We start from the raw sequence: 21,131 nt of genomic DNA on the forward strand, positions 1-21,131 counted from the left end.
TGCAGAAATCAAAGTGAGAGGTTCTCAGCCGGCGATGCGGCGCGGTCCCTTGCGCGCGGCAGACGCCGCAGGCTTGGCGGGCTGCTCGAGGCAGCGGATCGCGATCTCGAGACTGGCGACGCCCTCGTCGCCGGAAACCGCCGGCATATTGCCGGTGCGGACGGCATCGAGGAATGCGATCAGCTCGGCGCGCAGCGGTTCATCATGGCCGACCGGCAGATGCCGCATCGAGTAGCTGCCGTCGGGCTTGAAGCCGAAGCACTCGGTCACCTGCCGCGTCAGGAGATCGCCCATCACATATTTGCCGCGGGTCGCGACCGTAACGCTGCGCGCCTTGAACGGCGTCAGCCAGTTGGTGTTGATGTGGGCGAGCACGCCGGAGGCAGTGCGGAACTGCAGCAGCGCGATGTCCTCGCGCTCGGCGACCGCGCTGGAGAGCTGCGGCTGCACCTCGACGATATCGGACTCGGTGAACCAGCGGATCAGGTCGATATCGTGGACGGCGAGATCGATCACGACGCCGACATTGGACATCCGCGGCGGAAATGGCCCGACGCGGGTGATACCGATCGAAAGAATGTCCTCGCCCGAGATCGCCTGCTTGATCGCGGCGACCGCTGGATTGAAGCGCTCGACATGGCCGACCATCAGCGTCACGCCGGCACTGCGCGCCGCATTGACGATGTCCTGCCCTTCCTCAACGGTCGAGGCCACCGGCTTCTCGACCAGGAGGTGGATGTTGCGGGTGATGCAGGCGAGCGCAATCTCGTGATGGAGATGGGTCGGCGCCGCGATCGTAATGGCATCGACGCCCTCGTCAAACAGCTCGTCGAGTTCGGCGAACGCACGGCAGCCGGCGAGCGCGGTAGCGCGCGCCCGGTGTTCGGGCAACGGATCGACAATGCCGACCAGCGTCACGCCGGGCAGACCGGCCAGCACGCGGGCATGGTTGCTGCCCATCACACCCGCGCCGACCACGCCGACGCGCAAGCCGCGTTTTGCGTCGGCCTTCGCATCGAATGCGGACCCTTTGGAACTCATGATTTGTCGACCCCAAGCAGATTTTAGGCGGATTCTAAGCAGAACTGCGCCGGAGTATCCCCGGCGGTTCTCTAGCACGCCATCACAGATGTGGCGAACGCGATCGACGGTTTTCGGACACGTTTTGATTCAAAGAATTACAACCCCGGCCCGGTAAAACTACGGTCGGCTCAACTGCGCTGGTAGTCGTCCTCGATGCGGATGATGTCGTCCTCGCCGAAATAGCTGCCGGTCTGGACCTCGATCAGCTCGAGCTGGATCTTGCCCGGATTTTCCAACCGGTGCACCGCGCCGATCGGGATGTAGATCGATTCGTTCTCGTGCACGGTCTTGACCAGTTCATTGACCGTCACCTGCGCCGTTCCGCGCACGACGATCCAGTGCTCGGCGCGATGGTGGTGTTTCTGCAGCGACAGCCGCCCGCCCGGCTTGACGATGATGCGTTTGACCTGATGCCGGTCGCCATTGTCGACCGACTGATAGGATCCCCAGGGCCGATGCACCCTGATGTGGTCTTCCGTCACCTGCGGCGCCACTGTCTTCAGTTTCGCGACCAGCCGCTTCAACCCGTTGGCGTCCTTCTGCCGGCTAACCAGCACGGCGTCCTGGGTTGCGACCACCACGAGGTCGTCGACGCCTTCAAGCGCGACGAGCGCGCGATCAGTCGATACGTTGCAATTGCGCGAATCCTCAAACACGGCTGCGCCGCGCGCCGCGTTGCCCTCGCCGTCCTTGCCGGACAATTCCCACACCGCATGCCAGGAGCCGACATCGGACCAGCCGCACGAGACCGGCACGACCGCGGCACGAGAGGTCTTCTCCATCACCGCATAGTCGATCGAGATCGATTTCGCCGATCCGAATGCGGCCTCGTCGAGCTTGACGAAGCCAAGGTCGGTACCTGCCTTCGTCACTGCATCACTGACGGCTTGGACGCTGTCCGCATCAACCTTGCCGTACTCATCCGACAGCACGGCGGCGCGGAACATGAAGTTGCCGCTGTTCCAGAGATAGCCCGACTTGACGTAATCAGCCGCGGTTGTCGGATCGGGCTTCTCGACGAACTTGGCGACTGCGCGAACCTTGCCGGAAATGACCTCGCCGGGATTGATGTAGCCATATTCGGTGGCGGCGCGTTCGGGCTGCACGCCGAACGTCACGATGTGCCCGGCTTCCGCCGCTGCCAACCCCTCGCGGCAGGCGGCGAGGAAAGCGGACGTGTCGCGCACGACGTGGTCGGCGGCGAGCGCCAGCAGAATGGCATCCTTGTCGCGCGCCTGTGCAAAGGCGGCGCCGGCCGCGATCGCAGGCCCGGAATCTCGCCGCATCGGTTCGAGAAGCACGTCGGCTTCCAGTCCGATCTCCGCCAGTTGCTCGAGCACCATGAAGCGATAGGCGTTGTTGGTGATGATGACGGGCCGTTCGAACAGACCAGCATCCGAAACCCGCAACAGCGTATCCTGGAACGTCGAACGCGCGCCGAACAGGGACAGGAACTGCTTGGGATGAACCTCGCGCGAGGCCGGCCACAGCCGCGTTCCCGCGCCGCCGCACATGATCAGGGGAATAATTCGTCGGTTCATCGGCGTCTCAAATCCTGTAATAGTCACGATACCAGGCGACAAAACTCGGCAAGCCCGTCCTCGATCGAGGTTTGCGGCCTGAAGCCGGTGTCGCGCATCAGTTCCGCAACATCGGCAAAGGTCTCGGTCACGTCTCCGGGCTGCATCGGCAGCATCTCCTTGACCGCCGCGCGGCCCAGCGCCTGTTCCAGAACTGCTACCACATGGGTCAGCTCTTCCGGACGATTGTTGCCGACATTGTAAACTTTTGCTGGCGCCCCGGCGGCCCCACCGGCGTCGCCGGGCGCCTGGTCGACCAGCCGCAACACGGCGCGCGTCGCATCGTCGATATGGGTAAAGTCGCGCCGCATCCTGCCATGGTTAAAGAGCCGGATCGGCGCGCCTTCCACGATTGCTTTGGTAAAGAGGAAAACCGCCATATCGGGCCGTCCCCACGGCCCATAGATGGTGAAGAACCGCAAGCCCGTCACCGGAAGACGATAGAGATGGCTGTAGGAATGCGCGATCAGCTCATTGGCCTTCTTGGTGGCGGCATATAGGCTGATCGGATGGTCGGTCTTGTCGTCCACCGAAAACGGTAGTTTCGTATTGGCGCCGTACACCGATGAGGACGACGCATAGACCAGATGGCCGCAGCCATGATGCCGACAACCTTCCAGCACATTGACGAAGCCTGCGAGATTGGCATCGACATAGGCATGCGGATGATCGATCGAATAGCGCACGCCGGCCTGCGCCGCCAGGTGCACCACCCTGGGAAAGCGGTGTTTGGCGAACAGGCGTTCCACTGACGTACGATCGGCGAGATCGATCTGCTCGAATGTGAAACCCTGCTCCGGGCGCAGAACGTCCAGCCGCGCCCGCTTCAGCGCCGGGTCGTAATAATCGTTGAGACTGTCGAGCCCGATCACGGCGCGGCCTTCGGCCAGCAGCCGGCGCGCAACGTGGAAGCCGATGAAACCCGCAGCTCCGGTGACCAATATGGGTTGATCCGGCATCATATCCTTGGAAGGCGCCGCTCAATGGCTGAAATTTCTGTCGCTAGCGCCTCTTTACCTGCGTTGCCGAGGCCACCGCAACACCTACCAGCCCGGCTATTGCCAGATCGGCCCGAAAACCATACCAAGGCGCCGAATTGCATCGCTTTTTGCACCCTCTTCTCAAATCCGGCACGGGCGAGATGCGCCGAATCCTGTTTTCGACATTGAAGATACTGGTCTCGGCGGCGCTCTTGTATTTCTCGTTGCGCAAGGTCGACCTCGCCGACCTCGCGGCCCGCATCGACGTTTCCAGCCTGGGCTGGATCGGCGTGGCGATCGCCGTGACGTTCCTGCAGATATTCGTCGGCGTGCTGCGCTGGCGCGAGATCGGCGCGGAATGCGGCGCGCCGCTGCCGACCCGGCAGGCGATGCGCTTCAACGTGATCGGGATGTTCTTCAACCAGACGCTACCGTCCTCGATCGGCGGCGATGCGGTCAGGCTATGGCTCGTCGCGCGTAACGGCGCCGGCTGGCGGGCGGCGACCTATTCCATCTTCGTCGACCGCGCCATCGGCCTGATCGCGCTCGCGGTCGTCATCGTTGCGAGCCTGCCGTGGAGCTATCGCCTGATCACCGATCCCCACGGCAGGTCGGCGCTGCTGTTCGTCGATTTCGCAGCGCTTGCCGGCGGCCTCGGGTTTCTCCTGCTCGGCAGGCTGCGGTGGCCATGGTTGAAGCACTGGTGGGGTACCCATCACATCCACGCCTGCTCGGTGATCGCCAATCGCGTGCTGTTCAGCCGCACTCACGGCCCGAAAGTCGCGGTGCTGTCGTTATTGGTGCACGTGCTTGCCGTCGTCATCGCCTGGTGCGTGGTGCAGTCGATCGCCGCCCCCGTGGTGTTCGGCCAGATCTTCCAGCTCGTTCCACCCGTCATGCTGATCACCATGCTGCCGATCTCGATTGCCGGCTGGGGCGTCCGCGAAGCCACCATGGGGCTGGCGTTCGGCTATGCCGGCCTGATGGCCAACGAGGGCGTCAACATCTCCCTGCTTTATGGCGCAGTATCCTTCATCGTCGGCGCGATCGGCGGGCTGGTCTGGATATTGAGCGCCGAGAAGGCCGCGCAGGGCACGGCGCCGATCGAGGTTCCCAAATAACCTTCGAGTAGCTTTCCGCACGGACAGAATGGCCAATTCGCAATTATTGCTGTCGTTTGCTGCCGCGGCGTCGGCTGTGCTGTTGTCGGCCGTCCTGACCTGGGCGGTCCGGCCGCTACTCGCGCGAATCGCGTTGGCAAAACCGAATGCGCGCTCTTCCCATCGGATTCCGACGCCGCAAGGTGGAGGCATCGCGGTGATCGCGGCCACGCTGATCGCGGCCGTCACAGTCATCGCGTTTGCCGGCACGGCGGAGATGAAAATCCCCATAGCCGTGTTCGGCGCGACGCTGTTCATCGCGGCCGTCGGCTTTGCCGATGACGTCAATTCGCTTCCCGTGGTGCCGCGGCTATTGCTGCAGGGACTAGCCGTCGCGGCGGTGATCTTGGTGGCCCCCGACAGCTTACGGATCGTTCCTGCCTGCCCGCTCTGGCTCGAGCGTGGCCTCCTGATCCTCGCAGGCTTGTGGTTCGTGAACCTCGTCAACTTCATGGACGGGCTGGACCTGATGACGGTCGCCGAGATCGTGCCCATCACCGGCGCACTCGTTCTGCTCGGCTGGCTCGGCGGACTTCCGGCATCGACGACGGTCGCCGCCGCAGCGCTGTTCGGCGCGATGCTCGGCTTCGCGCCCTTCAACCGGCCGGTAGCAAAAATCTTTCTCGGGGACGTCGGCAGCCTGCCGATCGGCCTGTTGGCCGGCTGGTGTCTCTTGCAGCTCGCCTGGCATCAGCAAGTGGCAGCGGCGCTGCTGTTGCCGCTCTATTACCTCGCCGATGCGACCGTCACGCTGCTGCGGCGCGTCGCGCGGCGCGAGCCGTTCTGGGCCGCGCATCGCACCCACTTCTATCAGCGCGCCACCGACAACGGCTTTTCGGTGTGGCGCGTGGTGAGCGAGGTGTTCGCGCTCAACCTCGTGCTGGCTGCGCTGGCGGTCGGCTCGTTCATGACCTCGTCGACGGCGATCGCCGGCCTGCTACTCGGTGCTGGAGGCGCCGTGACGGCGCTCTTGATGCACCGTTTCTCACGTCGGCAACCGTCTCGCGTCTGATCCAGCTACTTCTGCACGAGTTCGCGGATCAGCCCGCAATAGTCGTCCATGGCGATCTCAAAATCAAAACGCCTGGAGATTTCAGCCGCGCGTTCGGCCCGCTGTGGGTCGTCGGCCCGGGCGGCGCGACTGACCGCTTTCGCCAGTTCGCCGGCGTTGCCGGGCTCCACCACCCAGCCGACATCGTGCTCGATGACCGTCAGCGCCGCCTCGGCATCCGCTTCGGAAACCAGGATCACCGGACGGCCGATCGCCAGCAGATTGTAGAACCGGCTGGGCACCGACACGCCGGCGACGTTCCTGCGGTAGGGAATGATCCAGACGTCCGCCGCCGAAAGAAACGCCTCTAGCTGCTCCTCCTCGACGCGATCGACCAGGGTCACGTTCGGGAGCTTTGCCTCAGCCTGCATGGCCTTCAACTGGTCGAACCCAATCCCCCAGCCCGACAGCAGGAAGTGTATATCCTTGTCGTCACGCAGCAGGCGCGCCGCTTCGAACACGACGACGGGATCGTGGGTAAAGCCGAGATTGCCTGACAGTCCGACGACGAAGCGGGCGGAAAGCGAACGGCGGTACGGATTGTCCGGGTCGATCGCGCGAACGCCACGTGCAAGTGTCGCCCAGTTTGGAATGAAGCGGATCTTGTCGCTTGTCATTCCGCCATAGCGCAGCAGCAGCTTCTCGGTGTCGCGGCCGATGATGACGACGGCATCGAGCGCGCGAAACATCGGCGCGTTCAAGGCGCGCATCGCTTTCGCCACGATCGACTGCGGCTTCAACAGGCCAGCCATGACGAGGACGTCGGGATAGAGATCGTGCATGATCAGCGCCGACCTCGCGCCTTTCAATTTGGCCGCGGCGGCAAAAGCGTAAGGCAGCATGAAGGGTGCCGGCACGGTCAGCGTGACGTCACCGCGCCGCAACCTCGCCAGCATCACGAAAAACATCCGGACCGTGAACAGCAATTCGGCCACGGCGCGCTTTCCCAGCGCGCCCTTGCCCGGCATCCAGTTCTTGACCTCGACGACCTCAGGCTTGCCCGCTTGCACCGATATCGCGGAACCTACCGTTCCCGACAGCACCAGCACCTCGGCCTCCTGCGCCACGCGGTCGGAAATCGCGGCCATGATCGCTGCCGTCGTGCTCGGATCGGGCGGGTAATGCTGGCTAACGACGACGACTTTTCCGGACTTCTGCATCATGGCTTCCGAAGGGGCACGAATGGCCGCGGGGACCGACCGGGCGAGGCAGCAAAATCAGGCGGCGTTCGATCCGAATTCCGGCACGGCATCCTTGAGCACCGCGCGGATGGTGGAGCGGTCATCCCGCGCGATTGCATCCTCCAGTGCCGCGAGCCATTTGCGCAAGATCTGCATCGGCGGCTCATTCGGCTTAGCCGCCATGATGCCGGCGACCCCGATCTCGACCGTCGGCTCCTCGCTGGCGAACAGGATCTCGTTCAGCCGCTCGCCCGGCCGCATGCCGGTGAACACCACCTCGATGTCGACGCCCGGTTCGAGGCCGGACAGGCGGATCATCCGCTCGGCAAGCTCCACGATCTTGACCGGCTGTCCCATGTTGAGGACATAGACGGAGACGTCGGGCCGCGCCGGCGTCAGCGCGTGCGTGGCTGCGGTCAGCACGAGATCGCAGGCTTCGCGGATCGTCATGAAGTACCGGACCATTTCCGGATGCGTCACCGTGACAGGACCGCCGGCCTCGATCTGCGCCTTGAATTTCGGCACCACCGATCCGTTCGAGGCCAGTACGTTGCCGAACCGCACCGAGATCAGCCTCATGTGCGGCTTGCCCTCCGATTGCGTCATCAGGTCGTGGTCGAGCGCCTGACAATACATTTCGGCGAAGCGCTTGGTCAGGCCCAGCATCGAGACCGGCTCGATCGCCTTGTCGGTCGAGATCATCACCATGGCTTCGGCGCCCGCCGCCTGCGCGGCGTCGGCGACATTGACGGATCCGAAGATGTTGGTCTTGACGCCCTCGCTCCAATCGCGCTCGAGGATCGGCACGTGCTTCAGCGCGGCGGCATGGAACACGATATCGGGCTTGAACTCCCGCATCAGGCTTATGATCCGGTCACGATCGCGGATGTCGGCGATCCGGCCTTCGATGGCGGCATTGGCTGCGCGTGCCGTCAGCGCTTCCGTGACTGCGTAAAGCGCCGGTTCCGAGTGCTCGATCACCAACAGCCGCGCAGCGCCAAAGGTCGCGATGCGGTCGCATATCTCCGAACCGATCGAGCCGCCGCCGCCGGTGACGATCACCGCCTTGCCCTTCACCAGCGCTTCAAGCCGCGCGTAATCGATCTTCTCGCTTGGCCGCAGCAAAAGATCTTCGACGGCGACATTGGTCAGCCGCGGCACGTCGCCGCCTTCGAGCGACGGCAGGCGGCTGACGAACAGCCCGAGCCGCTTGGCCCGCATCAGAACCGCCTCGGGGTGCGCCTCCGGTTCGAACGCCGACGGCGTCATGACGACGCGCGAAATCGGCTTTCCCCGTCCGGCATAATCGCGGACCACGTCCTCGACGTCGTCGATCCCGCCCAGCACCGGCACGTTGCGGATCGACTGCCCGAGGTCCGCGGCCGACGACGACAGCACGCCGACCGGCCAAAGCTGCTTAACTGCGCCGCTCTCGATCGCGCGCAACAGCACCTCGGCGTCGGCGGCGCGGCCGATCAAAAGCGTCGCCGACGCGCCTTCGGTCCGCGCATGGCGGCGAACCCGCGTGTAACGGAAATAGCGATATCCGAAGCGGAGCGCGCTCAGCGCGAACACCTGAAGGAACCAGTAGAGCACAATGGTGACACGGCCGAATAGCACCGGCGCCTTGCCGTTCGATGCGGCGAAAATGAAGGCGTAGTCCAGCACGACGAGCGCTACCGCCAGAATGGTCGCCACGCGCAGGATGTTCAGCGCATCGGGAAGCGAAATGAAACGCCATTTCGTCGTCGTCAGATTGAAGACGTAGCAGATAACGATGCTGAAGGCGACGAACAGCGGTAAGATCTTGAGCAGCAGCGGCAGGCGGGCATAGAAGCCGTCGCCTCCCTCGAAGCGCAGGTAGAAGCTTGCGAGCAACGCAAGCGCGGTCACCAACGCATCATGCGCTGCGATCAGGTAATTGCGACGGGTCAGTTGCGAAAGAGGCGTCATTCCATTGGCCGGCTGCGGAAACGATCGGGATTCGCGGGGCGTCCCTCGCCCGCTGATATCTTATCTGCGGCGTGCACGCCAGCGATCATGGCCGGACTGTTCCGGAAGATTCCGCTGCCTCTGACCTGGCGCGCAGCACCATGCCTCCGGCAACTCCGACGCCCAGCACATACATCCAGCCTTCATGGAAGTCGAAGATGTGTGAGTTGAACAACGAGGTGAAGATATTCTGCACTACGACCAAAAGCCCGATCCAATTCGCAAGCCCGTCGCCACGGAACAGGAGCAGGTGCAACAGCCACATCGCGTACAGTATGACGACACCGACAATGCCCCATTGCACCGCGACGTTGAGCGTCTGGTTATGGGGATTTCCGATCACTTCGCTGCTGGCCTGGTGTGAGTCGTGCGTGGCGACGCGCTCGAACAGGCCGCGCGTCGCGCCCGTGCCGTGGCCGATCAGCGGTGCCTCGGCAAAGAAACCGAAAGACTTCCGCCAGAACTCGAGCCGCAGCCCGATCGATGTCGGCATGTTTTGTTCCTTGTAGAGCCGATAATCCCGGGCAAACGTCTCCGCGGTCCGGCGCAACGCTGGCGAGGTCTGCCAGGCAACGGCGGCGAACGCGGCCGCTACGCACAGGATGATGACGATGCTGCGCCACCTCAGATGCAGCAGCGCAAACACCGCAAACATGATCGGCACCGTGACCAATGCCGTGCGCGACACCACCAGGAACGCCATGTTGACGAAGAAGCCGAAGGCGACGGCGGTGAGCAGCACGGCCAGCGCAATCCGCTTTTCCCGCAGCAGCATGATGACCGGATAGGCGAGCGCAACCGCGCACAGCGTGAATTCCTGGCTCTGGGCGATGTAGTTCTTGACAAAGATGCCGCGCGCGGCGAGCTCCGGCGTCCGCAACGAAAGTTCGGGACGCAAAAACACCAGCCAGGACATCAGCATCAACAGCGTGCACGAAACGAGGAACGCTCCAAACACCCACGACCCGCGCGCCGAGCGCTCGAAATGATATAGCAGGACCGGAAGCACCAGGAGCTTCGCGGCCGGCCCCACAGCATAGAATCGCGCGCCCCAAGCGGCGTCCGACCACAGGGTTCCGACAAGCGCCAGAACGAACAGGACGATCGGCAGCGCGGAAATCGGGCGCTTCAGCGAGGCAAGAAAGCCCTTCAACTCGACCGTCGGCGCAACCGTGACCAGAAGCATAGCGCCGAAAATACCGACCAGCGAAGTCGACCATGGCAGCGACAGCGCAAGCAGGACCGCGACGACGTCGCTCACCTTCATCCATGCGGCCGGATCGCGCCAGATCGGCAGCGCCTTGGCGATCGGCGACGAAGCTGCGTTAGCGCTCACGCCTTGCCTCCCCGGGCGCGGCCAACCAGCGACGTCGTGCTGTGGCCCGGCAGGATATCGACGAGCACGACCTCGCCGCCGGTAGCCTCGACGATCTCGTGGCCGACGACCTGCTCGCGCGTATAATCGCCGCCCTTGACCAGCACGCTCGGCCTCACCCGCGTGATCAGGTCGATCGGCGTGTCCTCCGCGAAGATCGCGACGAGATCGACCGCCTCCAGCGCTGCCAGCACTTCGGCGCGCGCCCGCTCATCCTGCACCGGGCGTCCCTCGCCCTTCAATCGTTTCACCGAGGCATCGCTGTTGAGGCCGACGATCAGGCGGTCGCAGGCGCCGCGCGCCGCCGTCAGCACCTTGACGTGGCCGGGATGCAGAATATCGAAGCAGCCATTGGTGAAGCCGATGCGCAGCCCCTGCCGGCGCCACTCCGCCAGATGCACGGCGAGATCGCCGCCTGCCGGCACGATCTTCTCTTCGGCCGCCAGCGACGCATGCGGCAGGATTTTCCGCCGCAGCTCCGCGGGCGTGACGGTAGCGGTGCCCTTCTTGCCGACCGCGACCGCGGCCGCGGCGTTCGCCATCCTGAGCGCCGTCTCCCAATCGGCTTGGGCCGCAAGCGTCAGCGCCAGCACCGCGGCAACCGTGTCACCCGCGCCCGAGACGTCGCGTACCTTGACCGGCAGCGCCGGCACATGGATCGCTTCGCCGCCGCGAACCACCAGCGTCATGCCGTGTTCGCTTTGCGTCACCAGCATGGCCTCACAGTCGGCAAGGTACATCGCGTCCTGCGCCGCCTCGGCAATGTTCCGGTCGGTGTCGGCGCGGCTGCGGGTGGCTTCGGCAAACTCCTTGCGGTTGGGAGTCAGCAGCGTAGCCCCGCGATAGATCGCGAAATTGGCGCTCTTGGGGTCGACGATCACGCGCTTGCCGAGCTTCTTCGCGGCGTCAATGATGTTGCGGATGACGCGCGCCGTCAGCACACCCTTGGCATAATCGGACAGCAGCACGATGTCAGCGCGCGCGACCAGCGGCAGGATCGCACCGATCAGCCGCTGCTCGACATCGGCCGAGGCCGGCACGGCCTGCTCCCAATCCGCGCGCAGCATGTGGGTGGAAAAATGCTCGGAGACGAAGCGCACCTTGCGCGTGGTCGGGCGGGAGGGATCGGATACCAGCACGGCCTCTATCAGGCTTTCCCGCGCCAGATCGGCCTTCAGCTTCGCACCCGCCTCGTCTTCGCCGATCAGGCCGGCAAAGATGCAGCGCGCGCCGAGAGACGCAATGTTGCGCGCGACATTGCCGGCACCGCCGACATTGGTCTCGCTACGCTGGACCGCGATAACGGGCGCCGGTGCTTCCGGCGAAACACGGGATACATCGCCATAGACGAACTCGTCGAGCATGAGATCGCCGACGCAGAGCACGGTCTGATTTGGGATCGCCTGGCTCAGGGCTTCAAAATCGAACATCTGTCTACCTGGTGCCCATCAGCGAAAGCGATCGGGACGGTCGAGAAAAACCTTCACATAGGTCTCGACCGCGTCTTCGAGCGCAGTGAAGCCGCCATTATACCCGGCGTTCAGCAGCCGATCGACTTCGCTCTGGGTGAAGTATTGATAGCTACCGCGGATCTGCTCGGGCATGTCGATATACTGGATGTTCGGTGCGATGCCGAGCGCGGCATAGGCCGACAGCATCAGATCGCGAAAGCTGCGGGCCGTGCCGGTTCCGACGTTGAAGATACCGCTGACATCAGGCGTCGAGAGCAGCCACATCGTGACGCGCACGACGTCGTCGACATAGATGAAGTCGCGCCGCTGGTCCCCGTCGGCGATCCCTTCCCGATGCGACTTGAACAATTGCACCGGACGGCCGGCCTTGATGTCGTCGAAGCGCCGCGCCAGCACGCTCATCATCGTGCCCTTGTGATATTCGTTGGGGCCGAACACGTTGAAGAACTTCAATCCCGCCCATTGCGGCGGCAGCCGTTCGCCGCGCGCTGAGCGTTCGGCGACCGCCATGTCGAACAGATGCTTGCTCCAGCCATAGAGGTTCATCGGCCGCAGCTTCTTCAGCGCATCCATCGATTGGTCGTCGCGAAAGCCGCTGCTGCCGTCGCCATAGGTCGCGGCCGAGGACGCGTAGATCAGCGGTGTGGCGTTGGCCGTGCACCAGTCGAGCAACCGCATCGACAGGCGGAAATTGGTCTCGATCACCAGGTCGCCATCGGTTGCCGTGGTCTCGGAAATGGCGCCGAGATGGATGATCGCCTCCAGCCGGCGGCCCTTCAGCCAGTCCATCAGTTCCGAAGGCGGTACAAAATCGGCCAGCCGGCGTTTGGCCAGATTGCGCCATTTGCCGTCATGGCCGAGCACGTCGCACACGACGACGTCCCGGCCGGCGTCATTCAACGCAGCCACGACGTTCGACCCGATAAAACCGGCACCCCCGGTCACCAGCAACATGCCATCCCCTGCCATGATTGTTCGGGCGAAAGCTTTGCCTCACTCCCGCGCGGCAGGCAACTTTGCTCCTCGGCGGATCGAAGACCGAATCGACCGGCTTTACGTGTCGCCTTGGAGCGGTTACCGACGGGCCGGCAATCGGTTAGCGGCGAAACAGCCAAGATATGAATTTTAATTCACCAAATGGGATCGAAATGGAAGATAGCGCCGGCACCAGGCCTATTCTGATCGTTCCCTATATGTGGATTGGCGACTTCGTCCGCGGCCATACCGTGGTGCGGGTTTTGAAGCAGCGCTGGCCGAACCGCCCGGTCGACCTCCTGGTGACCCCCCTTTGCGCACCGCTGGTCGACTATATGCCCGGTGTCCGGGCGGGCATCGTCTGGAACCTGCCGCGCAGCCGGCTTGCGCTGGCCAAGCAGCGGGGCCTCGCCGCCGAACTGCGCGCCCGCGGCTATGGAACCGCCCTCGTCCTGCCCCGCACCTGGAAGGCGGCGATTGCGCCCGCGCTGGCCGGAATCCCCGAGCGCGTCGGCTTTTTCGGCGAGGCGCGATTCGGGCTGATCAACCGGATGCGCTGGGGCGAAAAGGCCCTGCCCCGCTTCATCGACAAGAATGCCGCGCTGGCGCTGCCCGACGGCGCGCCGCTGCCGCCGGAATGGCCAGTGCCGCAGCTCGTGGTTCCGCAGGAGGAAACCGCCCGCTGGCGGAAGGCCAATGGGCTCGGCACCAGACCTGCGGTGGCGCTGGCGCCCGGCTCGGTCGGCGCGTCAAAGCGATGGACCTATTATCCGCAAGTCGCGCGGCTGTTGATCGAGCGCGGGCTCGACGTCTGGGTGGTCGGCGGTCCCGGCGAGAAGGGGCTGGCGCAGGACATCGTCACCGCCGGCGGCGACAAAGTCCGCGACCTCACCGGCACCGACCTGCGCAACGGTATTCTGGCGATGGCAGCCGCCGGCGTCGCCATCTCGAACGACTCGGGCCTGATGCACATCGCGGCCGCGATCGGCACGCCGACCATGGGCATTTTCGGTCCGACCAGCCCCTACCTCTGGGCGCCGTTGAACGGTCTCGCGGCAACCGTCGTTCAGACCAAGACGGAGCTCGCCTGCCAGCCCTGCCAGCGCACGGTCTGCACCATGAACGACCATCGGTGCATGCGCGACATCGACGCCCCCTACGTGGCCGACCTCGCGCATCGCCTGCTGGTGACTCAGCCGAGCATGCGGTAAACTGCGGCGATCGCATTCGCCTCCGCCTCAAGGCTGAATTTTTCCAGCACGCGCGCACGCGCCCGTTCGCCCATCGCATGTGCCGAGGCCGGATCGCGCATCAAGGGCTCGAGCGCCGCGACCAGCGCCTCAGTATCTCCCGGCGGCGTCAGCACGCCCGTCACGCCGTCCTCGACCACGAACTCCGCTGCGCCTGCCCGCGCCGCCACCAGCGCCGCACCTGCCGCCATCGCCTCGATCAGCGTCAGGCCAAAGCCTTCGTTGCGCGAGGTGAACGCGTAGATCGTCAGCCGCGGATACCAGCGCTGCACTTCCTCGATTTCGAGCTCGCCCGTGATGACGATGCGCGATTGCAGCCCGGCCACCTCGATCTGCCGCTTCAAGCCGTCGGCAAAACCCTGCTGCTCCGGCACGACCGCGCCGACGATGACAGCGGTGAAATCGGGATAGCGCGGCAACAGCCGGCACATCGCCTCGACGAAGACATCCGTGCCTTTTTGCGCGCGCACCCGGCCGAAGCATCCGATCGCGTAATGTCCCGGCAGTTTCGCCTCGGCAAACGCCGCCGCGCGGTCGGCCGGCGGCGCGTAGGCTTTGGTGTCGACGCCATGCATCACGACCGTCGCCCCGCGCTTGAGGAACGACGCGGACAATTCGGAGGTTGCGATCACGGCATCCATCTGCCGGATCAGCCAGCGCGTCAGCCAGGTGTGATGCCGCTGCGCCGCCGAGGTGAAGACCAGTTTCAGCGGCCAGCCGAGCGCACGCAGCAAGACACCGACAATCATCTCGTCGTTGCGTCGCGCGTGCCAGATCAGGGAGTTGCGATGCCGCCAGAGTTTTAACAGATCCGCAAAACCCATCCGCGCGATGCCGTCGGGAGCGTGTGGCCCGAGCCATGCTGCGCGGAACATCTGCGCGAGCTTCGGCGCCACCATCCGGTTGGTCGCCGTGACGCCCGAATAGCGCCTGTGCAGATTCGGCACGATCAGTTGCAGATCACTGGCCAAATTGTTCTCGATCGGCACGTCCGGCTCCGTTTCGGCCAGTTCCTATACGCAACATTAAGCATAGTGGCCAGTTCGGCCTGTGCCGAAACCCCCTCTTCACCGCGAGCCCCCTAGCATCGCCCGCAAATAAATCGGGAGAGGTGACCCATGACCGTGCTCGTCACCGGTGGCGCCGGCTATGTCGGAAGTCATACGGTTCATGCGCTGGTGGACGCCGGCGAAAGCGTCGTCGTGATCGACAACCTGTCCACCGGATTTTCCTCGCTTTTGCCCCGCCCCGTGCCGCTGTTCATCGGCGACGCCGGCGACGAAAACCTCGTCGAGGGCGTGATCGCCCAGCACCGCGTCGAGAGCATCATTCATTTCGCGGGCTCCGTTGTAGTGCCGGATTCGATGCGGGATCCGCTCGGCTATTACCGCAACAACACCATGACGACCCGCAGCCTCTTGAATTCAGCGGTGAAGGGCGGAGTCGGCCGCTTCATCTTTTCGTCGACGGCTGCCGTGTACGGTAATCCGGACCATGTGCCGGTGCCGGAACAGGCGCCGACGCGGCCGATGTCGCCTTACGGCTCCTCCAAGCTGATGACCGAAATCATGCTGCATGACGTCGCTAGTGCGCACGACATGCAGTACGTCGTGTTGCGCTATTTCAACGTCGCCGGCGCCGATCCGAACGGCCGCTGCGGCCTCTCGACCGTCGGCGCGACGCATCTGCTCAAGATTGCGGTCGAAGCCGCCACCGGGCAGCGCGCCAAGGTCGACGTGTACGGAACTGACTACCCGACGCCGGACGGAAGCTGCATCCGCGATTTCATCCATGTCAGCGATCTCGCGGAAGCCCATCGCGCCGCGCTGTCGTACCTGCGAGGCGGCGGAAGCTCGATCACGCTGAACTGCGGCTACGGCCGCGGCTACTCGGTGCTGGAAACCATCGAGGCCGTCCGCCGCGTCTCGATGCGCAATTTCGCGGTTCAATATGCGCCACGCCGGCCCGGCGACATCGTGACCATGGTTGCCGATACCAGCCGCATCCGTTCGATGCTGGAGTGGACGCCGCAATTCGACAATCTCGAAACCATCGCCGGCCACGCGCTGACCTGGGAAAAGAGGTTGTTCAGCGAACGCGGCGGCCTTCCGCAGCACGCGGAATCGGCCTGAAATCAAGCGCTTATTGGGCTTGAAAAAGCTCGCTTTCGCAGGCAAGGAGGCATCGCAGCAGCCCTGACGCGCCGGGCTATCCAGGCGCCGTCAATGGAACGCGGATGACCGAACTTCCTACACAAACTCCGAAGAAAATCACCGACGACCCATATGGTGCGGCGATCCTGATTCGGCGCCTCGTCGCTGAACAGGGGCTCGCCTACTGGCGGCGCTATCTGCTCGCCTTTTCGCTGATGGGATTAGCTGCGGTGACAACCGCGGGTTCCGCCTACCTGCTCGGCGAGGTCATCAACAAGGCCTATGTCGACAAGGATGTGCGCGGGATTGCGCTCTTGTCGCTGGTCACCGTCGTCATCTTTACGATCAAGGGTGCGGCGACCTACGGGCACACCGTGATCCTGTCGCAGATCGGCAATGCGATCCTCGCAAATAACCAGCGCCGGCTGTTTGCCAAGCTGATGAGCGAAAACATCGCATTCTTCTCCGAGCGGCATTCATCGGAATTCCTGGCGCGGCTCACTGCTGGCGCCACCGCGGTGACGCAGGTGCTCAATCTCCTGATCAACGCCATCGGCCGCGATCTGCTGTCGCTGATCGCGCTCGTTGTCGTCATGGTGATGACCGATCCGCTGATGGCGCTGCTCGGTTTTGCGGTGGCGCCGCCGGCGATGATCGTGCTGCGCAAGCTGGTGAAGCGCATCAAGGGTCTTGCACACAACCAGTTCTCCGGCACCGCCGACATCATGGAGACGATGCAGGAATCGCTGCAGGGCATCCGCACCGTGAAAGCCTTTACGCTCGAACAGGCGATGCGCGAACGGATCGACGCCAGTATCGCCGCGGTCGAGCGCAACGCCAACAAGATGGCGCGCGTTTCCAACCGCTCCAGCCCATTGATGGAAACCCTCGGCGGCTTCGCGATCGCGGGCGGCCTGATGTATGGCGGCTATCGCGTGGTCGCGATGGGCGCTTCGCCCGGCCAGTTCTTTTCATTCCTGACCGCGTTCCTATTGGCCTATGAGCCGGCCAAGCGGCTGGCGCGGCTCAACATCGAGCTCAATAGCAACCTGATCGGCGCGCGCAAGCTGCTCGAAATCGTCGACACCCCACCGAGCGAGCCTGACGATAGTGACAAGCCAACGCTGAAACTCACTGACGCGCGGGTCGAGTTCCGCGACGTGACCTTCGGCTACCGGCCAGGCGAGCCGGTCCTCAATCGCATGAGCTTTGTCGCCGAGCCCGGCAAGACCACCGCGCTGGTCGGCCCCTCCGGCGGCGGCAAGTCCACCGTGCTCGCGCTGTTGCTGCGGCTCTACGAGGTGAACCAAGGCGAAATCCTGGTCGACGGCCAGAACATTTCCAGCGTGTCGCGGCAATCGCTGCGGCGGCAGACCGCCTATGTCGGCCAGGACGTCTATCTGTTCCGCGACACCATCGGCGCCAACATCGCCTTCGGCAAGGAAGGCGCCAGCCAGGACGAGATCGTGGCGGCCGCGAAGGCGGCCTGCGCGCACGATTTCATCATGGGCTTTCCGCTCGGCTACGACACGCCGGTCGGCGAGCACGGCACGCAGCTATCCGGCGGCCAGCGCCAGCGCATCGCAGTGGCCCGGGCGCTGATCAAGAACGCGCCGATCATTCTGCTGGATGAGGCGACCGCAGCGCTCGATTCCGAATCCGAGAAAGCCGTGCAGGAGGCGATCGAGCATCTTTGCCAGAACCGCACCACCATCGTGATCGCCCACCGCCTGCACACCATCATGCATGCCGATGCCATCCTGGTGGTCGAGGCCGGCGAGATCGTCGAACGCGGCCAGCATGACGATTTGCTGCGCCGCGGCGGGCGCTATGCCTCCTTCTTCCGCCTGCAGCAGCGCGAAGCCGGTCCACCCAGTCTGGCGCCGATCAGCGCAACCGCGTAAAAGCTAGAGCATGATCCGGAAAAGTGGGCACCGGTTTTCCGAAAAGATCATGCTCAACTAGAAGAATCCGGAATTCCACCGTAACCCGAGACCCTTTTCATGACCGCAGCCTCCTACGTCGTATCAGCAGCCCCGCAGCCCACGCTTCCCGTCGTCGGCGAGACCGGCTCCTATCCGGTTCGCCGCATCTGGTGCGTCGGACGCAACTATCTCGAGCACATCCGCGAGATGGGCAATGACGAGCGCGCGCCGCCGTTCTTCTTCGCCAAGCACGCCGACATGCTGGTGCCCGACGGCGCCACGATCCCCTATCCGCCGCTGACCAAGGACCTGCATCACGAAGTCGAACTGATCGTCGCGATGAAGAGCGGCGGCCTCAACATTCCGGCCGACAAGGCGCTCGATCATGTCTACGGCTACGCCGTCGGTATCGACCTCACTCGCCGCGACCTGCAGATCGCCTCGCGCAAGAAGGAGCGGCCGTGGGAAGTCGGAAAGTCCTTCGACTATTCCGCGCCCTGCTCCGCTATCCAGCCCGCATCCAAGATCGGCCATCCCGCCAAGGGCAAGATCTGGCTGACGGTCAACGGCAAGGAAACGCAGAAGGGCGACCTCACCGAACTGATCTGGAGCGTGCCCGAAATCATCTGGCAGCTCTCGCAGCAGGTGAAACTCGCCGCCGGCGACATCATCATGACCGGCACGCCGGCTGGAGTCTCGCAGCTCAATCCCGGCGACAAGATCGAGTGCGGCGTCGACGGCGTCGGCACGCTGAAGGTGAATATCGGCAAGCCGGAATAAGCCGACGATACTTACGACAGCAAAAAGCCCCGGATACATCCGGGGCTTTTTTATTGCAGGAAGGCCTATTTCTACTGCGTCATTGCGTGCTCGCTGAGATAAGCCTGGTAGGCGAGCCGGATGCCGTCCTCGAGCTTCGTGCTGGCGCGCCAGCCGAGTTTGGCCAAGCGGCTGACATCGAGCAGCTTGCGCGGGGTACCATCGGGGCGCGAGGCATCAAAACCGATCTCGCCGCTGTAGCCGACCGTCGCCGCGACGACGCGGGCGAATTCGGCGATCGTGATGTCCTCGCCGGTGCCGATATTGACCAGTTCACTCTCCGAATAGGTCTTCATCAAATGGATGCAGGCGTCCGCGAGGTCGTCGACATAGAGGAATTCGCGCCGCGGCGTGCCGGTGCCCCAGACCACGACCTCCTTCGCGCCGGCAACCTTGGCCTCGTGAAAGCGGCGGATCAGCGCGGCGACGACGTGGCTGTATTCGGGATGATAATTGTCGCCGCGCCCATATAGGTTGGTCGGCATCACATTGATGAAGTCGGCGCCGTACTGGCTGCGATAGGCCTCCACCATCTTGATGCCGGCGATCTTGGCAATCGCATAGGGCTCGTTGGTCGGCTCCAGCGGCCCCGTCAGCATGGAATCCTCGCGCAGCGGCTGCGGCGCCAGCTTGGGATAGATGCAGGAGGAGCCCAGGAACATCAGCTTCTCGGCACCGTGGACATGCGCGGCATGGATCACGTTCGCTGCAATCGCCAGATTGTCGTAGAGGAATTCGGCGCGCAGGGTGTTGTTGGCGACGATGCCGCCGACCTTGGCGGCCGCCAAAAACACCGCCTGGGGCCGGTTGGCGGCGAACCAGCGGTTGACCGCAGCCTGATCGCGCAGATCGACCTCATTGCGGGGCGTCGTCAGCAGTTCGACGCTTTCGCTCGCCAGCCGGCGCACCAGCGCGGCGCCGACCATGCCGCGGTGGCCGGCGACGTAGACGGTCTTGCCCGTCAGCTCAAACGGCAGGCTTGCCATTGGCGACCTCCCGCTTCGCTTCGTCGAGATCGTTCGCCACCATTTCCTTGACCATCTGGGCGAACAACGTCTTGGGCTTCCAGCCCAGTTTCTGCCGCGCCTTGCTGGCATCGCCGACCAGAAGATCGACTTCGGTGGGGCGGAAATAGACCGGATCGATGCGGACCACGGTCGTGCCGGATTTGGCGTCGACGCCGGTCTCGTCAACGCCCTGGCCGCGCCACTCGATGCGGCGGCCAACTTCGGCGAACGCCAGTTCGACGAATTCGCGCACCGAGCGGGTCTCGCCGGTCGCCAGCACGAAATCGTCCGCCGCATCGGCCTGCAGGATCCGGTGCATGCCCTCGATATAATCGCGCGCATGGCCCCAGTCGCGCTTGGCCTCGAGGTTGCCGAGATAGAGCACCTCGTCGAGGCCAACCTCGATGCGGGCGACGCTGCGGGTGATCTTGCGGGTGACAAAGGTCTCGCCGCGGATCGGGCTCTCATGGTTGAACAGGATGCCGTTCGAGGCAAACATGCCGTAGGCCTCGCGGTAGTTCACCGTGATCCAGTAGCCGTACAGCTTGGCGACGCCGTAAGGCGAGCGCGGGTAGAACGGCGTGGTCTCCTTCTGCGGCACCTCCTGGACCAGGCCGTAGAGTTCGGAGGTCGAGGCCTGGTAGAACCGCGTCTCCTTCTCCATGCCGAGGATGCGGATCGCCTCCAACAGCCGCAGCACGCCGATGGCGTCGGCGTTGGCGGTGTATTCCGGGCTTTCGAAGCTGACCCCGACATGGCTCTGGGCGGCGAGGTTGTAGATCTCGGTCGGCCGGATCTGCTGCATCAGCCGGATCAGGTTGGTCGAGTCGGTCATGTCGCCGTAATGCAGCAGGAACGGCACCTTGCGGGAATGAGGGTCCTGGTACAGGTGATCGATCCGCGCCGTGTTGAACGAGGACGACCGCCGCTTGATGCCGTGGACTTCATAGCCGAGGCCGAGCAGATATTCGGCCAAGTAGGCGCCGTCCTGGCCGGTGACGCCGGTAATCAGCGCCACGCGCCGCTGTGAATCTTGAGCCGCCATATCTTCTCCAAACCCGCTTGTCGCGCAGGCCATAGCATTCGACCTGCGCCAAGTCTATCGCCAAAACCGTTTGAAATCAGGCT

16 protein-coding genes and 1 pseudogene are annotated in these 21,131 nt (G+C 64.0%); 6 read left to right on the forward strand and 11 right to left on the reverse strand.

Going from position 1 to position 21,131, the window contains the following annotated elements; translation table 11 throughout:
• Nucleotides 1–24: 24 nt before the first annotated feature.
• From V1277_RS03850 to V1277_RS03860, 3 genes and pseudogenes are all read right to left on the reverse strand, one after another.
• Nucleotides 25–1,041 (reverse strand): Gfo/Idh/MocA family oxidoreductase, encoded by a 1,017-nt coding sequence (locus tag V1277_RS03850; protein WP_334374176.1) that lies wholly within the window; start codon nucleotides 1,039–1,041, stop codon nucleotides 25–27.
• Nucleotides 1,042–1,211: 170 nt separating this feature from the next.
• Entirely contained in the window at nucleotides 1,212–2,624 is a 1,413-nt protein-coding gene (locus V1277_RS03855) for a mannose-1-phosphate guanylyltransferase/mannose-6-phosphate isomerase (protein ID WP_334374175.1), read from the reverse strand.
• Between the two features lie 7 nt (nucleotides 2,625–2,631).
• A pseudogene (locus V1277_RS03860) lies at nucleotides 2,632–3,622 on the reverse strand (SDR family NAD(P)-dependent oxidoreductase).
• Between the two features lie 182 nt (nucleotides 3,623–3,804).
• On the opposite strand from V1277_RS03860, the gene V1277_RS03865 reads away from it, so the two are divergent.
• Both V1277_RS03865 and V1277_RS03870 read left to right on the forward strand, forming a co-directional pair.
• Nucleotides 3,805–4,764 carry a lysylphosphatidylglycerol synthase transmembrane domain-containing protein gene (locus V1277_RS03865; protein WP_334415064.1) on the forward strand — a complete coding sequence of 320 codons (960 nt, stop codon included), beginning with the start codon at nucleotides 3,805–3,807 and terminating at the stop codon, nucleotides 4,762–4,764.
• A 28-nt stretch (nucleotides 4,765–4,792) separates the two neighbouring features.
• Complete coding sequence (locus tag V1277_RS03870) at nucleotides 4,793–5,815, forward strand: MraY family glycosyltransferase (protein WP_334415065.1); 1,023 nt, start codon at nucleotides 4,793–4,795, stop codon at nucleotides 5,813–5,815.
• Nucleotides 5,816–5,820: 5 nt separating this feature from the next.
• Here the strand turns inward: V1277_RS03870 and V1277_RS03875 are convergent, their stop codons facing one another.
• The 5 genes from V1277_RS03875 to rfaD all read right to left on the reverse strand — a co-directional run bounded on the left by V1277_RS03875 (nucleotide 5,821) and on the right by rfaD (nucleotide 12,828).
• Nucleotides 5,821–7,014, reverse strand: coding sequence for a glycosyltransferase family 4 protein (locus V1277_RS03875; protein WP_334415066.1), 1,194 nt, complete (start codon nucleotides 7,012–7,014; stop codon nucleotides 5,821–5,823).
• 57 nt (nucleotides 7,015–7,071) lie between these two features.
• Complete coding sequence (locus V1277_RS03880) at nucleotides 7,072–8,988, reverse strand: SDR family NAD(P)-dependent oxidoreductase (RefSeq protein WP_334415067.1); 1,917 nt, start codon at nucleotides 8,986–8,988, stop codon at nucleotides 7,072–7,074.
• Nucleotides 8,989–9,073: 85 nt separating this feature from the next.
• Complete coding sequence (locus V1277_RS03885) at nucleotides 9,074–10,363, reverse strand: O-antigen ligase family protein (protein WP_442894446.1); 1,290 nt, start codon at nucleotides 10,361–10,363, stop codon at nucleotides 9,074–9,076.
• A complete protein-coding gene (gene rfaE1, locus V1277_RS03890) occupies nucleotides 10,360–11,832 on the reverse strand; it encodes a D-glycero-beta-D-manno-heptose-7-phosphate kinase (protein WP_334415068.1) in 1,473 nt (490 codons plus the stop codon). Before rfaE1 ends, V1277_RS03885 begins: the two co-directional genes overlap by 4 nt.
• An 18-nt stretch (nucleotides 11,833–11,850) precedes the next feature.
• Nucleotides 11,851–12,828 carry an ADP-glyceromanno-heptose 6-epimerase gene (rfaD, locus tag V1277_RS03895; protein ID WP_334415069.1) on the reverse strand — a complete coding sequence of 326 codons (978 nt, stop codon included), beginning with the start codon at nucleotides 12,826–12,828 and terminating at the stop codon, nucleotides 11,851–11,853.
• 164 nt (nucleotides 12,829–12,992) lie between these two features.
• Here rfaD and waaF point away from each other — a divergent pair, with 164 nt between their 5' ends.
• Nucleotides 12,993–14,060 (forward strand): lipopolysaccharide heptosyltransferase II, encoded by a 1,068-nt coding sequence (gene waaF, locus V1277_RS03900; protein WP_334415070.1) that lies wholly within the window; start codon nucleotides 12,993–12,995, stop codon nucleotides 14,058–14,060.
• Here waaF and V1277_RS03905 read toward each other — a convergent pair.
• Nucleotides 14,042–15,088: a glycosyltransferase family 4 protein gene (locus V1277_RS03905; protein ID WP_334415071.1), complete on the reverse strand. Its 1,047-nt coding sequence runs from the start codon at nucleotides 15,086–15,088 to the stop codon at nucleotides 14,042–14,044. The two genes, waaF and V1277_RS03905, sit on opposite strands and share 19 nt — an antisense overlap.
• A gap of 129 nt (nucleotides 15,089–15,217) precedes the next feature.
• Between V1277_RS03905 and galE the strand changes: the two genes are divergently transcribed.
• From galE to V1277_RS03920, 3 genes are all read left to right on the forward strand, one after another.
• A complete protein-coding gene (gene galE, locus V1277_RS03910; protein ID WP_334415072.1) occupies nucleotides 15,218–16,231 on the forward strand; it encodes a UDP-glucose 4-epimerase GalE in 1,014 nt (337 codons plus the stop codon).
• Nucleotides 16,232–16,335: 104 nt separating this feature from the next.
• Nucleotides 16,336–18,156 (forward strand): ABC transporter ATP-binding protein, encoded by a 1,821-nt coding sequence (locus tag V1277_RS03915; protein WP_334415073.1) that lies wholly within the window; start codon nucleotides 16,336–16,338, stop codon nucleotides 18,154–18,156.
• Between the two features lie 99 nt (nucleotides 18,157–18,255).
• Nucleotides 18,256–18,957: a fumarylacetoacetate hydrolase family protein gene (locus V1277_RS03920; RefSeq protein WP_334415074.1), complete on the forward strand. Its 702-nt coding sequence runs from the start codon at nucleotides 18,256–18,258 to the stop codon at nucleotides 18,955–18,957.
• A gap of 71 nt (nucleotides 18,958–19,028) precedes the next feature.
• Here V1277_RS03920 and fcl read toward each other — a convergent pair whose 3' ends face one another.
• Together fcl and gmd are read right to left on the reverse strand one after the other, a co-directional pair.
• On the reverse strand, nucleotides 19,029–19,982 hold the full coding sequence (gene fcl / locus V1277_RS03925; protein ID WP_334415075.1) for a GDP-L-fucose synthase: 954 nt from the start codon (nucleotides 19,980–19,982) through the stop codon (nucleotides 19,029–19,031).
• A complete protein-coding gene (gmd, locus tag V1277_RS03930; RefSeq protein ID WP_334415076.1) occupies nucleotides 19,963–21,048 on the reverse strand; it encodes a GDP-mannose 4,6-dehydratase in 1,086 nt (361 codons plus the stop codon). The genes fcl and gmd overlap by 20 nt, the downstream gene beginning before the upstream one ends.
• Nucleotides 21,049–21,131 lie beyond the last annotated feature (83 nt).

Source organism: Bradyrhizobium sp. AZCC 1588, assembly GCF_036924735.1.
Taxonomy (GTDB): Bacteria; Pseudomonadota; Alphaproteobacteria; order Rhizobiales; family Xanthobacteraceae; genus Bradyrhizobium.